The sequence below is a fragment of the Erysipelatoclostridium sp. MSK.23.31 genome (assembly GCF_019125875.1).
GTDB lineage: Bacteria > Bacillota_I > Bacilli_A > Erysipelotrichales > Coprobacillaceae > Thomasclavelia > Thomasclavelia ramosa.
In genome coordinates this window covers 1-13,151 of sequence record NZ_JAHOCB010000003.1, presented here as the reverse complement: position 1 = coordinate 13,151, position 13,151 = coordinate 1, and the positions used below count along the sequence as shown (strand labels likewise).

Here is a 13,151-nt window from a genome sequence, read left to right as displayed (position 1 = left end):
GACAATCACTATCCATATCCTCAATCTAATTATATTATCTCATAATCAATAATCTATCACGAATTAAAAGATGCCTAACGGCATCTTAAACTGCTAAATCAAATTATCTAGTCTTTTCCATCAAATAATTAGTTAAATAAACATTATCTACTTTGACTGACTGTTCTTTAATAACTTTATATCCTCTTTTTTCAAAAAAAGGCTTAGCACTTATGGAAGCATGAACTGTTAAACTTTTTACATCTTTACAATACTGTTCTAACTTATCACATAGCTTTGTTGCAATCTGTTTTCCTTGATAATCTTTATGTACGTATAAATGATCTAAATAACCTCTCTTATCAATATTACCATAACCCAAAACCTTTTCATTTTCAACAGCTACAAGAGTATACATAGAGTTAAAAAAGTCATCTTGAGTCAGCAGAAAATTACTCCGATTTGACCATACTTTGATTTGATCATTATTGTAATCATATCTATTTATTGTATTGATCGTTTCATAAAACAATTCACAAATTACTTTTAAATCCGAAGACTGATATTTTCTAATTTCCATCGATTTCACCATTAATAATTTTATAAACTCTCTTTTTTACTTCACCTAAATCTTCCTTACGTAATAAAGGGAGAGATCACATAGTTTTTCTTATTCATAATCTTATCATTTTAACCATCCCAACAATTCGATCATTTCATTACCAAAACATTCTTGTCTAAAATGAGCCGAATTCTCTCCAATAACAGAATATGCTGAAATATCTTTCATTACAACTGAATGAATTACAATAATCCTTCCATCATCATTTTGGCGCATAATCATATTTAAAATTACCATTAAATATTTATATAGTAAACTGCAATTATATCATTCCTTTTACTTCTTTAATTAAATTAAAATTCCATTACAATGATCTATTTCATGTTGAATGATCTGAGCTGTATAATTACTAAAAGTTTTTATTTTCTTTTTGAAATCAACATCATAATATGCTACTTTTATCTTTTCGTATCGCTTTGTCTTTTTCACTCCAATATGTGATAGACATCCTTCTTCTGTTTCATATAAACGTCCCATAGTTTTTATAATTTCTGGATTTAACATTACTAAATAATTACCATCATCGTTTACAATGATAATATTTTTATTGATACCAATCATATTAGCTGCCATTCCTACACAACCTGTAGCATGAGCTATAATCGTATCTAATAAATCTTGAACAACCGGTAAATCCTCTTTAGCAGCTGGAAGTGATTTTTGACTTAGTCTAAATTGATCACTAACTATTTCTCTTATCATTTATTTTCCCCTTTATATTGTCTTAGCAAAGCTTGATGTTTCTTTAATAATGAAGCTGAATATACTTTCTTTCCTGGCTGATCTCTAATAACCTTCCACAATATCGAAGCAGCTTTCAATTTATTATAATAAATTTTATTATTTTCATCACGACAAAAATCTTTTAAAAACTGATTCCACTGACAAGCTGAATTATCATATTTAGCATAATCACTTTTTCCATAATACACATCTAAAAGATCCTTGAGCGTGAAATTAACATTCCCCTCACTTCGAACCCTTCTCAATGCAGTTGCCATATCTGCGGTGAACTTAAAATTAGGTGTTTTTGTAATTTCGCCAAAGAATTCACGAAAACGTCCATTAAGAACAAAGCCACATTCTAATAATTTTGTTTCTAAGGTTAAAGGCACATCTTGCTTCCTTATTTTCATTCGTTTTACTGATTTAATTATTTCACCATTAAAATAGGCTTTAATATTATCATTCAGTTCCGTTTTAGTACCTGTATGAGTAATTCCGTGTTCTTTACAAATTTGTTTTAGTTCATCACGATACCAATAATACTGTTTAAATTCATCAAAACTTTGAATATCATTAAAATTTGGACGTGTCATTTATATTCTCCACCCCTGTCTTTTAATATCATATCATCTATAGCTACTTATCTCAATAAAACCATATATCATCTTTATATAGTTCACCCCTTAGTTGGAAATCCAACTAAGAGGTTCAATTTCATTATTATTAAAAATCATTTAGATAAACAGATTAGCACACATAGTGAAGATAGAACAGATTATGATTCCGGTTACAGCTGGAACTAAGAAAGATACAATCGCCCATTTCCAACTATTAGCTTCTTTTTTTATTGTTAAAAGTGTTGTCGAACAAGGCCAGTGCATTAATGAAAATAACATTACATTAATTGCAGTGATCCACGTCCAGCCATTTTCTACTAATAAACTTTTTAACATTACTAAATTATCCATTTCAATCAAACTACCACTAGCGAGGTATGCCATAATCATGATAGGAATTACTATTTCGTTAGCGGGAAACCCTAAAATAAATGCTAACAAAATAACGCCATCTAGACCAATGCATTTAGCAAAGGGATCCAGAAAATTAGAAGTAATATTTAAAATTGTCATACCATCAACACTAATGTTTGCCATTAACCAAATAATAAGACCAGCAGGAGCAGCTACTACCACAGCTCGAGATAAAACAAATAATGTTCGGTCAAAAATTGATCTAACAATCACTTTGCCAACTTGAGGTTTACGATATGGTGGTAATTCTAAAGTAAATGAAGATGGGACTCCCTTTAATATAGTTTTAGATAATAACTTTGAAATAATCAAAGTCATAGTTATTCCTAAAACAATTAACATTGTTAAAAATATTGCTGATAATAGAGAATTTTGCATAGTTGCTTCGGTTCCAATAAAGAACATTGTTAAGATTGCTATCAAGGTTGGAAAACGACCATTACATGGCACAAAATTATTAGTAATCATTGCAATTAATCTCTCTCGTGGTGAATCAATAATCCGACATCCTACTATTCCAGCAGCATTACATCCAAATCCCATACACATCGTTAAAGCTTGTTTACCACAAGCGCTGCATTTTTTAAATGCATGATCAAGATTAAAAGCAATTCTTGGTAAATAGCCTAAATCTTCCATCAAAGTAAACAATGGAAAAAAGATTGCCATTGGTGGCAGCATAACACTTACAACCCAAGCTAACACCCTATATACCCCAGATACAAGCATATCACTAAGCCATAACGGCGTCCCAATAAAATGAAAGAACTGATTAAAAGGTACTTCTAATCCAAATAAGAAATCCGATAACCACTGCGATGGATAGTTTGCCCCTGTTATAGTTATCCAAAATATTAAAGCAAGTAATAAAATCATGATTGGATACCCCGTCCAGCGATTTGTTAAAATCTTGTCTATCTGACGATCCCTTTGATTATAATCTTGCTTTTGATAGTGAACCACTTTTTGACAAATCAAATGAGCACTGTGAATAAATGAAACAACAATCTTGTCTTGTAAATTATCCTTATTTATATCATGTTGTGCTAATAATTCATTTGCTTGGTCGATAGCTTCTTTAAGCTCTTGATCATCGTAATCCAGTCCTAATTGATTTGACATTTCAATCATTAAGGAAGGATCGTTTTCAATCAATCTTAAGCTAAGCCACTGATAACTTAAAGAAGTAGTTACTTTCTTTTGCAATACTTCCTCAACAATTCTTATTGCTTGTAATAAAATATCACTATAAGCTATTTTTAAGGATTTGTAATTAACTGGTCTATCGATTGCTTGATCTAAAGAATCAATAACTTTATGCAAATCTGTCTTTTTTCTGGCAGTAATCCCAATTACAGGAACTCCCAAGCAAGATGATAATTGCTCAAGATCAATATCAATTCCTTTTTTCTTAGCTTCATCTAACAAATTAACACAAACTATTACATTTGTATGAATTTCAATTGTCTGAATTACTAAATTTAAGTTACGTTCTAAACAAGTTGCATCACATACAACAACAATTATATCTGGATGCTCAAAGCAAATAAAATTACGTGCTACTTCTTCTTCCGCTGAATGTGCTAATAATGAATATGTCCCAGGAATATCTACTAAAACATATGAATTTTCTTTTCCTCGACAATAGCCTTGAGCATTAGTAACTGTTTTACCAGGCCAGTTACCAGTATGTTGATGAAGGCCTGTTAGCCCATTGAAAACAGTGCTTTTTCCAACATTAGGATTACCTGCAATGGCAACAACTTTATCATTTCTACTTTGTTTTTTTATTACTAACTTTGTCTCACTTGCATTAATTCCTGTAGATTTGTTAGTTAAGCCCATAATTCACATCATCTTTTCTAATTAAAACATTTTGACAATCTTCATTCCGTAAAGCAATTACTGCACCCCTGATCAAAAAAGCTTTAGGATCTTGACTTGGACTATTCAAAATACATTGTACTTCCGTATCATCAACTAAGCCAATATCTAAAAGTCTTCTTTTAATACTCCCTTGTGCCATTAATGAAGTAATCACTCCTACTTCACCCATTTGTAAATCATTTAAACATCTATTTTCTATCATAATAAATTTCTCCTCATCGTATATTAGATTAAGGAAACTTTGTTTCCTAATACTATAATATTAAATTACTAGTAAAGCGTTACTAAAAAGGAGAAAAAAATGAATAACGATGAAAATGCCTATTTTACTTTCAAGGGCTATCAATTGAATAATGACAGTAACTTAACTTCTTCAATGGAAGATTATTTAGAAATGATCATTCGCTTAAAAGAAAAACAACCCTTCGTTAGAATCAACGAATTGGCCAATAATCTTAATGTTAGACCCTCATCCGCCTCTAAAATGGTAACTAAATTAAGTCAAGAAGGCTTTTTAGAATATCAAAAATATGGAATTATCACGTTAACTGAATTAGGTAAACAATGGGGTGAATATTTTATATATCGTCATCAGGTATTAAATAACTTTCTCTGTCTACTCAATAACAGTCATAACGAACTAGAACAAGTTGAGAAAATTGAACACTTTCTTAATAAAAAAACAATTGATAATTTGGCCTTGCTTACTAAAGAACTTCACAATCTACAATAAAAACAACAATATGGGAACAAATCCATTACCATACTGTCGTCTTACTTTTTATCGAATAAAATTAGTGAATTTATGCTCCTCTTTTTCCGGTAATCCAAATTCCTTTTTACCTAATTGAATACTTTTAATTAAAAAAGCCATATTCTTACCAAGAGTTCTCATCGTTTGTAGTCCTTCAAGGTCCTGCTGTACTTCTTCTGGTGAATTACCATGTACCATATTCCAATATTGGCTAGAGGCTATCGGCATTTGAGAAATAGTAAAATATTTATTTAATTCATCAAATGTAGCACTATTACCCCCTCGACGACAACTAACTACAGCCGCCCCAACTTTCATTGTTTTATCAGCAGTCATACTATAAAATAACCGATCAATAAATGATACTAAGGTTCCATTTGCCGACGCAAAATAAACTGGTGAACCAATAACAATGCCATCACATTCTTTAAATTTTGGTGCAATATCATTAACAATATCATTAAATACACATTTCCCTTTCGTCTTACATTGACGACAACCGATACATCCACGAATATCTTTATGACCAACATGAATAATCTCAGTTTCAATCCCTTCACTCTTTAAGGTTTTTGATACTTCCTCTAAGGCTGTATACGTACATCCTTTAGCATTTGGACTTCCATTAATTAAAATAACTTTCATTTTTCTATCCTCCTTGATTTCTCTTTTTATTTATCTTACAATTATATTGTAATACTCGGTAGTTACTACCGGTCAATAATTTTTTAAAATAAATCAAAAATAGGGGTATTTATTATGTGTACGATGAAAGAAGTATGTAAAGAAATTGGTATGAATTATGAAACATTAAAGTTTTATTGTAAAGAAGGTCTTGTTCCTAATGTAAAACGAGATAAAAATAATTATCGTAATTTTGATGAGAAAAATATTGCCTGGTTAAAAGGAATTCAATGTTTAAGAAAATGTGGATTAGGCGTAAGTGAAATAAAAATATATATGAATTATTGTTTACAAGGGCCAACTTCAATTCCCCAACGTAAAGATATGCTTAGCCAAACAAAAGAACATTTGTTAAAAAGAATTGCAGAAATAAATGAGTGTATTGAATATATCGATAATAAACAACGCTTTTACGATGACGTACTTGAAGGAAAATGCAGGTACACAAGTAATCTTATTGAAATAAATGAGTAAATAGCTTTGATAATTACCACTTTAAGAAAATAAGTCTTTATCTTTTGTCACTAAAAGATAAAGACTTATTTCTATATTAGAAATATCCTACTCTTCTTCAATAAAATCAACACATAATTTTGTAATTCCGCTTAACATATAAGAGCTGGCTTCTTTAATATAATAAAATTCAGGTAAAAATTCTTTATCAATAAAAGAGGATAGCACATTTTTTACTTCATCCATATCCGGTGTCATTGGTGAACTTATCACTACAGCTTCGGGTCCAATGAGCGAAATAGTTGGAAGTAACGATTTTGTTACGAGCTCTACGGCTCCATGCTGTGTCCAAGCCAGTTTATGAACATCATCAGATAATTGCATCCGTCGGATAAAATATCTTATCTCACCTGCTATACCATTTTTCCCTCTAATTACTTTACCATTAGAAATTATTCCTTGTCCCCCTACCCCAAATCCAAATGGCTGTGAATGGAAAATAATATTATCATACTCTGGATGTTCTAAAGAAAAACCTACAACTGCTGCATTTGCATTATTATAAACAAAAACATCAATTCCATATTTATCTTCAAAATCAGCTTTTATATCAATAGTTCTTCCATCTGTTGGTTCTTTCAACTGCTTTTCATCTTTAACAATACCCGGTGTCGCAATTCCAATCATATCAATGTAAGAATGTTTTAATAAAATGGTATCAATAATATCGTAGAGATCGTATATATTCATTGTAGGTTTAATGACAAGGTTACTATCAATTATTTCACATTTATCATTTAACCGATAATAAATACGTGTCTGCTCTCTACTAATCAAAATAACAATTGATAAGATACGATTTTCATATTCTGCACAATGGGTACATTCATGCGCTTGCTCATTACTTTTTTCTTGGCGGAAAATCTCAAGCTCACTTTGAATAAACTTTAAAGCAGCTAAAGCATCATACGAAGCAAATACCGATGTTGGTATTTGTAATACCGGCTTTTCTGTGATACTCTCTTTTAAACGTTTGAGCATATACCCAATTTGTGGTGCAATTAAAATTACATCATACTTTTCTGCTTCTTCATAAATACTCATATAAGATACTGCATCAAAATGGTAATCTAACCCTAACATTCCTGCTACAGAATTTAAATTATCAGCAAACATGGAAGTTGTAAGTCCTGCCGAACATGATAATAAAACACGCAAAGTTTTTTCTTCTTTTAACCCAATCAATGTTTCAACCATCTCATCATATAATTGCTTTGCATGATTTTCATCATTGAGTTCAAAATGAAGATAGAATTTAACAGAATGATCCTTATTTGAAACAATACTAAATTCAACGATTGTATATTCCTCAATTACTGTAAATTGAATCGATGCCTCACCGTATTCAGTTACTAATTTAATAAGATCATCGTTTTCTAAACGAATCTCATATGGAGTATTATGATGCTCTCGAATCCAACCTTTAAAATCAAAAACCGCCTTTTTTTCAGTCATTTTATCCCTCTTTTCTCTTTATAATTTTATTTTAACATCCATAATAATGAACATCAAATAACATTATCTTTATGACCAAATAAAAAGACGATACAATATTAATTAACTTAATTGTAAAGTCTTTTTTATTCAACATATTTACGATTGTCTTTGCCAAAAGTAAATGGCATCATCTATCCAACCTTCAGCTATTGTTCCTGTGCCTAAGCCAAATCCATGTGATAGACCCTTATAACAATGAAACTCAGTTGGAATATTTAATTTATTTAGGTGCTCTAACCGTTTTTTCATAAGAATATGATCTGCAATATAATCGTTTGTTCCAATACATGCATAAGTTGGAGCATCTTCATTTGAAACATAATCATACCCTGTATACTGCATAATGACAGCTTCGGCTGAAGGGACAGCAATTTCACTATATGAAGATAAAAACTTTTTATTTCCCAATACTGCTGCCATTCTAGCACCAGCTGACCCACCCCAAAGTGAATAGTGTCTTTTATCTATTTTCAGCATATTCGCATTATTATATATAAACGAAATAGCCTTAGCTAAATCTTCATACGGATGCTCAACACGATAAATCAAAGCAAAAGCATTGTACCCACGCTTACTTAACTCTAAAGCATGTGGAAAACTATCATGCATTGCTCCTACATATACAAAACCACCACCAGCATTGCATATTGCAAAAGGCGCATCTTTACTTCCTTTAAAAAAGAACAATCCTACATCTCTTTTTGAAGCATCATTTAATAATTCTTCTTTAGAATAAATGTTATAAAATATTGAATGATTTTGAGCATCGTGATTGAGTGTATTTATAATCTCAATTGTCTTATTCACATCTATATAATTATACCATAAATAAATTTTAGACGAACTTAATTCTTTAATCGTCATATTTAGAGCTATCGGTCTATTGATTGGAAATAGTAACCTTCCCCATGTTTTAAAGGCTGGAAGTTCTAATACTTCTTGAATAGTAGTATTTTCACTTATATTCATTTTTAATGTCCGCCGAAGACATCAAAATCAATTGTATCTAATAAAGCATCAATTTCTTTGATTTCATCAATTGTAACTTCAATTTCCCCTGCTCTAAAATTTTCTTCTAAACGTTCTAATTTTCTGCTTCCCGGGATAGGCACAATAAAATCCTTTTTTCTTAGCATCCATGCTATTGAAAGTTGAGCCATAGTACAATTTTTCTTTTCTGATAATACTTTTAACAAATTCAATAATTTTTTTGCTTTTTCATACCCTTCTTTTTGATATTGAGGCATATTATTTCTAAAATCCCCTTTTTCAAAGGTAGAATCTGGTGTAAATTTCCCTGAAAGTAATCCATTAGCCATTGGAGAAAAAGCTACATAAGTTATTCCTAACTCTTTACAAACAACGAATAAATCTTCATACCATCTAGCCATCATTGAATATCTATTTTGAATAGCTGTAACTGGGCAAACAGCATGTGCTCTTCTTAAATATTCTTCTGTTGTCTCCGAAATTCCCCATGCTTTAATTTTACCCGCTGCAATCAATTCCTTCATAACTCCAGCCACTACTTCAGGTTCAACTTTAGGATCTATCCTATGTTGATAATATAAATCAATATAATCAGTCTGTAATTTCTTTAATGATCCTTCTATCGATGCATATATTTTTTCTGGTGAGGAATCTAATTCTAAATGGTCCCCTTTATGTTCAACTCCAAATTTAGTTGCAATAACAACCTGTTCTCTTACCTCCTTTAATGCTTCACCTACAAGCTCTTCATTATAAGAAATAGTTCCATCAGTATTCTCACCAGTATAACATTCAGCCGTATCAAAAAAATTATAACCCATTTTATAAGCCTGCTTAATAGTTTGAATTGCTCTCTCTTTATCTTCAGCTAAGCCATAAGCATGAGAAAATCCCATACAGCCTAATCCTATCGGACTGACATACATATTCGTTTTCCCTAACTGTCTTTTTATCATCATAGCATTATCCTTTCTTATTCAGTAATCATCCCACGATAATTCATTCCATATAAATTTGCAAAACGCTGCATTGTATATTCCCCTGCTTCCAATTGTTGTTTCGTTGGAGCATAACCTTGGAAGATAAAATACATGTTTTTACCCTTTAATAAACTTTCATCAACATGTTGATAAAACCGGTCTAATAGATTACGAACAGCTCCAGACATACTATGCCAATAAAGCGGTGAGCCAATTACAATTGTATCAGCTTTACTCATCGCTAAAACAACTTCATCAAATTGATCATCTGTAAAATGCTGACCATAACTATAAATCTTATAATCTACTAAATGCAATGTCTGATAATTTTTACCCTTTAGAAATTGCTCACTTAAAGCAACCGTATTACCATTTTTATTAGGACTTCCGTTAATAAATAATATACTCATTTTTTTCACTCCTTTAATAATCTATTTTTTATTCATGGATTTTCCTATGAACAACCATCCTTACAAAATCAGGTTCAAAGTGTTTAGCCCGTGAACCACTATATCCCATATCTAAGGATGAAATTTTTTTCATCTCATCATTATTCAACTCAAAATCAAATACATTAATATTTTCAATAATTCTCTCTATATGAGTTGATTTAGGGATTACAACAACATCTCTTTGAATATTCCACCGAAGTAATACTTGACCCACTGTCTTATGATATTTTTCAGCAATTCCTTTTAACATCTCATCTTCAAAAGGATTATATCTACCGCCTCCTAATGGTGCCCATGCTTCAGGAACAACATCATAATATTTCATTGTCTCTATTGCTTGCTCCTGAGTAAAATATGGATGCAGTTCTATCTGGTTAACCATTGGCTTAATTTCTACAATTTCACAAAAATTCGTTAATATATTTGGATAGAAATTAGAAACACCTATAGCTCTTAACTTTCCTTTATGATATGCATCTTCCATAGCCCGCCATGCAGCAAAGTAATCTCCCATTGCTTGATGAAGTAAATATAAATCAAAATATTCCAATCCACTTTTTTTCAATGAATTTTCAATTCCCTGTTTTGCTGTTTCATATGTTCGCATATCTTGCACCCATAATTTTGATGTAATAAACAGCTCTTCTCTCGTACAGATTCCCGCTTCAATAGCTTGCTTAACAGCATTTCCTACAGCATCTTCATTCATATAAGAAGCTGCTGTATCAATTAATCGATACCCCGCTTTAATTGCTTGAAATACAGTTTCTTGACATTCTTTTTTATCCGGTACTTGAAATACCCCTAAACCTAAAATTGGCATTTCTATTTGATTATTTAAAATAATATATTCCATAATCTTATCCCCCTTATTATTCCTCACCGTCAACATCTGGAATTGTTGTTGCCAGTATATGCTGTGATTTTTCAGTTATTTGATAAAATGGACAATGTTTATTTAGTTTTGCTATTTCATGCATTTCTTCATTTGTTAGTACAAAATCAAATAACTCGATATTTTCTAAAATGTGATTAGCACTTCTACTTCCCGGTACTGCACTAAACCCCATTTGCGTGTGCCATTTCAAAATAATTTGAGACGTTGTCTTATGATATTTAATTGCTAATGCTTTAAATAACGGTTCATTTAACAATTCATTACTACCATGCCCTAAAGGATACCATGATTGTAGAATAATCCCCTTTTCAAAACAAAAATCTTTTACCTTTTCAGCCGGATAATAAGGATGACATTCAATTTGCATTACTACTGGTTTAATTTCACAAATATCCAAAATTTCTTGAATTTGTTCAACCTTAAAATTAGATAACCCTAGTGCTTTGATTTTCCCCTCCTTATAAGCTTTTTCCATCATTTGATAACCCGCAATATAATTATTTAAAGGGTGATGCAACAGCATCAGATCAATATATTCAACTCCCAACCGTTCTAATGTTTGCTCAACAGCATTACTTTTTTCATAAAACGTCGGAGCTAATTTTGTCTCAATAAAAATTTCTTTTCTATCCAATCCACTTTTACTAATACCTCTACCTACACTTTTTTCATTAGTATAGCGATTAGCTGTATCGATCAAACGATACCCATTTTGTAAAGCAAAAGAAACATTATCTTCTACTTGTTTACCAAACTGTCCAATTGTTCCAAAACCAATGATCGGCATCTTCACACCATTACTCAATTCAATTATTCTCATTAATATTTTACCTCCTAGTATATTGTAGATTCTAACTAGTTCACTATAAAGCTATCTAGCTTTCATCTTGCTTTAATAATTTATCTTTTTAAACCACAGATCATCTCAACAGTTGCTGGATCATAGTGAGAGAAAAATGAACTCGTATCTTTATTCATATTTGTAATAGTTTTCATATCTTCTTCACTTAATTGAAAATCAAAAATATCAATATTTTCTAACATTCTTTCTTTTCTCACCGTTTTAGCTAATGGCACAATTCCTCTTTGGACTAACCATCTTAAAATTACTTGACCTACTGATTTGTTATATTTTTCACCAATTTCCATTAATGTTTCATTAGTGAAGATTCCCTTCTTTCCCTCTGCAAACGGTGCCCATGCTTCTAATTGAACACCATATTTTTGATTATATTCTAATGCTTGATTCTGTTGATGAAATAGATTTACTTCCACCTGATTCACTGCAGGAACAACATCTGTATCTAAACATAAATCTACTAAACGGTCCGGATAAAAATTAGATACACCAACCGCTTTAATTTTTCCTTCTTTGTATAAATCAATTAAAGCCCGATAAGCACCATGATAATCTTTAAAAGGCTGATGCAATAATACTAGGTCAATATAATCGAGTTTCATCTTTTCTAAAGATTCCTCCACCGATGCCTTAGCTTTTTCATAGCCATAGTTTGTAATCCAGACTTTTGTTGTAACAAACAACTCTTCTCGAGGTACATTAGTTTTTAAGATTGCTTCTCCTACAGCTTCTTCATTACCATAAGACTGTGCTGTATCAATTAAACGATACCCAGTTTCAATTGCCTCCAGGACAACCCTTACACATTCTTCTTTATCCTTGATTTGGAAAACTCCAAATCCTGCCATGGGCATTTTTACACCATTATTTAAAGTTATATATTCCATTATTTTTCCCCCTATTCTAGCCATATATTTTTAGTCTCAATAATCTTGTTTTAATAATTTGATTTTTAAATTCAAGATTCAATCATAATCTTTTACATTTAAATATATTTAGTTTATATACTAAAAATCTTTATCTGATTAACAGTGCACTATAAATTATGCACTTGTATCGATAAGAATAAAAAGTTAAATATGGTTTTTTAAATAATTAAAATTTCCATCTCACCTTATTTATCTTTAAACATAGTATAAATCTTAGAGTTAACTATAAGTCAATAAAAACTTAATGTTATTAATTTAAAATATCACTAAATAAAAAAAGAGGTCTCTTTCAAACGGCTCTATACTAAAACTGGAGGGGAAATATATCCTGCTCCAGTTTTCTTATATTT

Annotated in this window: 16 protein-coding genes; 2 read left to right on the top strand and 14 right to left on the bottom strand. The window is 30.9% G+C overall.

Features of this window, described 5'->3' with window-relative positions; translation table 11 throughout:
• Positions 1-103: 103 nt before the first annotated feature.
• The 6 genes from KSU54_RS02480 to KSU54_RS02455 form a co-directional block, all read right to left on the bottom strand.
• Positions 104-559, bottom strand: a complete 456-nt coding sequence (locus KSU54_RS02480) for a GNAT family N-acetyltransferase (RefSeq protein WP_029481720.1) — start codon at positions 557-559, stop codon at positions 104-106.
• Between the two features lie 105 nt (positions 560-664).
• Positions 665-823 (bottom strand): hypothetical protein, encoded by a 159-nt coding sequence (locus KSU54_RS02475; protein ID WP_162147734.1) that lies wholly within the window; start codon positions 821-823, stop codon positions 665-667.
• A gap of 66 nt (positions 824-889) precedes the next feature.
• Positions 890-1,303 carry a peptide deformylase gene (locus KSU54_RS02470; RefSeq protein ID WP_009299532.1) on the bottom strand — a complete coding sequence of 138 codons (414 nt, stop codon included), beginning with the start codon at positions 1,301-1,303 and terminating at the stop codon, positions 890-892.
• A complete protein-coding gene (locus KSU54_RS02465; protein ID WP_009299531.1) occupies positions 1,300-1,920 on the bottom strand; it encodes an SAP domain-containing protein in 621 nt (206 codons plus the stop codon). The genes KSU54_RS02470 and KSU54_RS02465 overlap by 4 nt, the downstream gene beginning before the upstream one ends.
• A gap of 141 nt (positions 1,921-2,061) precedes the next feature.
• A complete protein-coding gene (gene feoB, locus KSU54_RS02460; protein ID WP_009008696.1) occupies positions 2,062-4,203 on the bottom strand; it encodes a ferrous iron transport protein B in 2,142 nt (713 codons plus the stop codon).
• Positions 4,190-4,447 (bottom strand): FeoA family protein, encoded by a 258-nt coding sequence (locus KSU54_RS02455; RefSeq protein ID WP_003538785.1) that lies wholly within the window; start codon positions 4,445-4,447, stop codon positions 4,190-4,192. Before KSU54_RS02455 ends, feoB begins: the two co-directional genes overlap by 14 nt.
• A 99-nt stretch (positions 4,448-4,546) precedes the next feature.
• Between KSU54_RS02455 and KSU54_RS02450 the strand changes: the two genes are divergently transcribed.
• Positions 4,547-4,978 carry a metal-dependent transcriptional regulator gene (locus KSU54_RS02450; protein WP_003538787.1) on the top strand — a complete coding sequence of 144 codons (432 nt, stop codon included), beginning with the start codon at positions 4,547-4,549 and terminating at the stop codon, positions 4,976-4,978.
• Positions 4,979-5,026: 48 nt separating this feature from the next.
• Here the strand turns inward: KSU54_RS02450 and KSU54_RS02445 are convergent, their stop codons facing one another.
• Entirely contained in the window at positions 5,027-5,644 is a 618-nt protein-coding gene (locus KSU54_RS02445; RefSeq protein ID WP_003538789.1) for a flavodoxin family protein, read from the bottom strand.
• Between the two features lie 114 nt (positions 5,645-5,758).
• Between KSU54_RS02445 and KSU54_RS02440 the strand changes: the two genes are divergently transcribed.
• Positions 5,759-6,157: a MerR family transcriptional regulator gene (locus tag KSU54_RS02440; RefSeq protein WP_009008695.1), complete on the top strand. Its 399-nt coding sequence runs from the start codon at positions 5,759-5,761 to the stop codon at positions 6,155-6,157.
• 87 nt (positions 6,158-6,244) lie between these two features.
• On the opposite strand, the gene KSU54_RS02435 is transcribed toward KSU54_RS02440, so the two are convergent.
• The 7 genes from KSU54_RS02435 to KSU54_RS02405 form a co-directional block, all read right to left on the bottom strand.
• Positions 6,245-7,651 (bottom strand): ROK family protein, encoded by a 1,407-nt coding sequence (locus KSU54_RS02435; RefSeq protein WP_003538800.1) that lies wholly within the window; start codon positions 7,649-7,651, stop codon positions 6,245-6,247.
• Between the two features lie 138 nt (positions 7,652-7,789).
• The gene (locus tag KSU54_RS02430; protein ID WP_008792198.1) at positions 7,790-8,662 is read right to left on the bottom strand and encodes an alpha/beta hydrolase; all 873 of its coding nucleotides are present in this window, start codon (positions 8,660-8,662) and stop codon (positions 7,790-7,792) included.
• Positions 8,663-8,664: 2 nt separating this feature from the next.
• Positions 8,665-9,639: an aldo/keto reductase gene (locus tag KSU54_RS02425; RefSeq protein WP_008792199.1), complete on the bottom strand. Its 975-nt coding sequence runs from the start codon at positions 9,637-9,639 to the stop codon at positions 8,665-8,667.
• Positions 9,640-9,656: 17 nt separating this feature from the next.
• Positions 9,657-10,073: a flavodoxin family protein gene (locus KSU54_RS02420; RefSeq protein WP_008792200.1), complete on the bottom strand. Its 417-nt coding sequence runs from the start codon at positions 10,071-10,073 to the stop codon at positions 9,657-9,659.
• Between the two features lie 28 nt (positions 10,074-10,101).
• On the bottom strand, positions 10,102-10,971 hold the full coding sequence (locus KSU54_RS02415; RefSeq protein WP_008792201.1) for an aldo/keto reductase: 870 nt from the start codon (positions 10,969-10,971) through the stop codon (positions 10,102-10,104).
• 16 nt (positions 10,972-10,987) lie between these two features.
• Positions 10,988-11,833 carry an aldo/keto reductase gene (locus KSU54_RS02410; protein WP_117792514.1) on the bottom strand — a complete coding sequence of 282 codons (846 nt, stop codon included), beginning with the start codon at positions 11,831-11,833 and terminating at the stop codon, positions 10,988-10,990.
• An 80-nt stretch (positions 11,834-11,913) separates the two neighbouring features.
• Entirely contained in the window at positions 11,914-12,759 is an 846-nt protein-coding gene (locus tag KSU54_RS02405) for an aldo/keto reductase (protein WP_117792512.1), read from the bottom strand.
• Positions 12,760-13,151: the final 392 nt, after the last annotated feature.

Excerpts from the sequence above, each read along its gene's own strand:
- KSU54_RS02480 (WP_029481720.1), bottom strand. The coding sequence starts at position 559 with ATGGAAATTAGAAAATATCAGTCTTCGGATTTAAAAGTAATTTGTGAA.
- KSU54_RS02475 (WP_162147734.1), bottom strand. The coding sequence starts at position 823 with ATGATTATGCGCCAAAATGATGATGGAAGGATTATTGTAATTCATTCA.
- KSU54_RS02470 (WP_009299532.1), bottom strand. The coding sequence starts at position 1,303 with ATGATAAGAGAAATAGTTAGTGATCAATTTAGACTAAGTCAAAAATCA.
- KSU54_RS02465 (WP_009299531.1), bottom strand. The coding sequence starts at position 1,920 with ATGACACGTCCAAATTTTAATGATATTCAAAGTTTTGATGAATTTAAA.
- feoB (WP_009008696.1), bottom strand. The coding sequence starts at position 4,203 with ATGGGCTTAACTAACAAATCTACAGGAATTAATGCAAGTGAGACAAAG.
- KSU54_RS02455 (WP_003538785.1), bottom strand. The coding sequence starts at position 4,447 with ATGATAGAAAATAGATGTTTAAATGATTTACAAATGGGTGAAGTAGGA.
- KSU54_RS02450 (WP_003538787.1), top strand. The coding sequence starts at position 4,547 with ATGAATAACGATGAAAATGCCTATTTTACTTTCAAGGGCTATCAATTG.
- KSU54_RS02445 (WP_003538789.1), bottom strand. The coding sequence starts at position 5,644 with ATGAAAGTTATTTTAATTAATGGAAGTCCAAATGCTAAAGGATGTACG.
- KSU54_RS02440 (WP_009008695.1), top strand. The coding sequence starts at position 5,759 with ATGTGTACGATGAAAGAAGTATGTAAAGAAATTGGTATGAATTATGAA.
- KSU54_RS02435 (WP_003538800.1), bottom strand. The coding sequence starts at position 7,651 with ATGACTGAAAAAAAGGCGGTTTTTGATTTTAAAGGTTGGATTCGAGAG.
- KSU54_RS02430 (WP_008792198.1), bottom strand. The coding sequence starts at position 8,662 with ATGAATATAAGTGAAAATACTACTATTCAAGAAGTATTAGAACTTCCA.
- KSU54_RS02425 (WP_008792199.1), bottom strand. The coding sequence starts at position 9,639 with ATGATAAAAAGACAGTTAGGGAAAACGAATATGTATGTCAGTCCGATA.
- KSU54_RS02420 (WP_008792200.1), bottom strand. The coding sequence starts at position 10,073 with ATGAGTATATTATTTATTAACGGAAGTCCTAATAAAAATGGTAATACG.
- KSU54_RS02415 (WP_008792201.1), bottom strand. The coding sequence starts at position 10,971 with ATGGAATATATTATTTTAAATAATCAAATAGAAATGCCAATTTTAGGT.
- KSU54_RS02410 (WP_117792514.1), bottom strand. The coding sequence starts at position 11,833 with ATGAGAATAATTGAATTGAGTAATGGTGTGAAGATGCCGATCATTGGT.
- KSU54_RS02405 (WP_117792512.1), bottom strand. The coding sequence starts at position 12,759 with ATGGAATATATAACTTTAAATAATGGTGTAAAAATGCCCATGGCAGGA.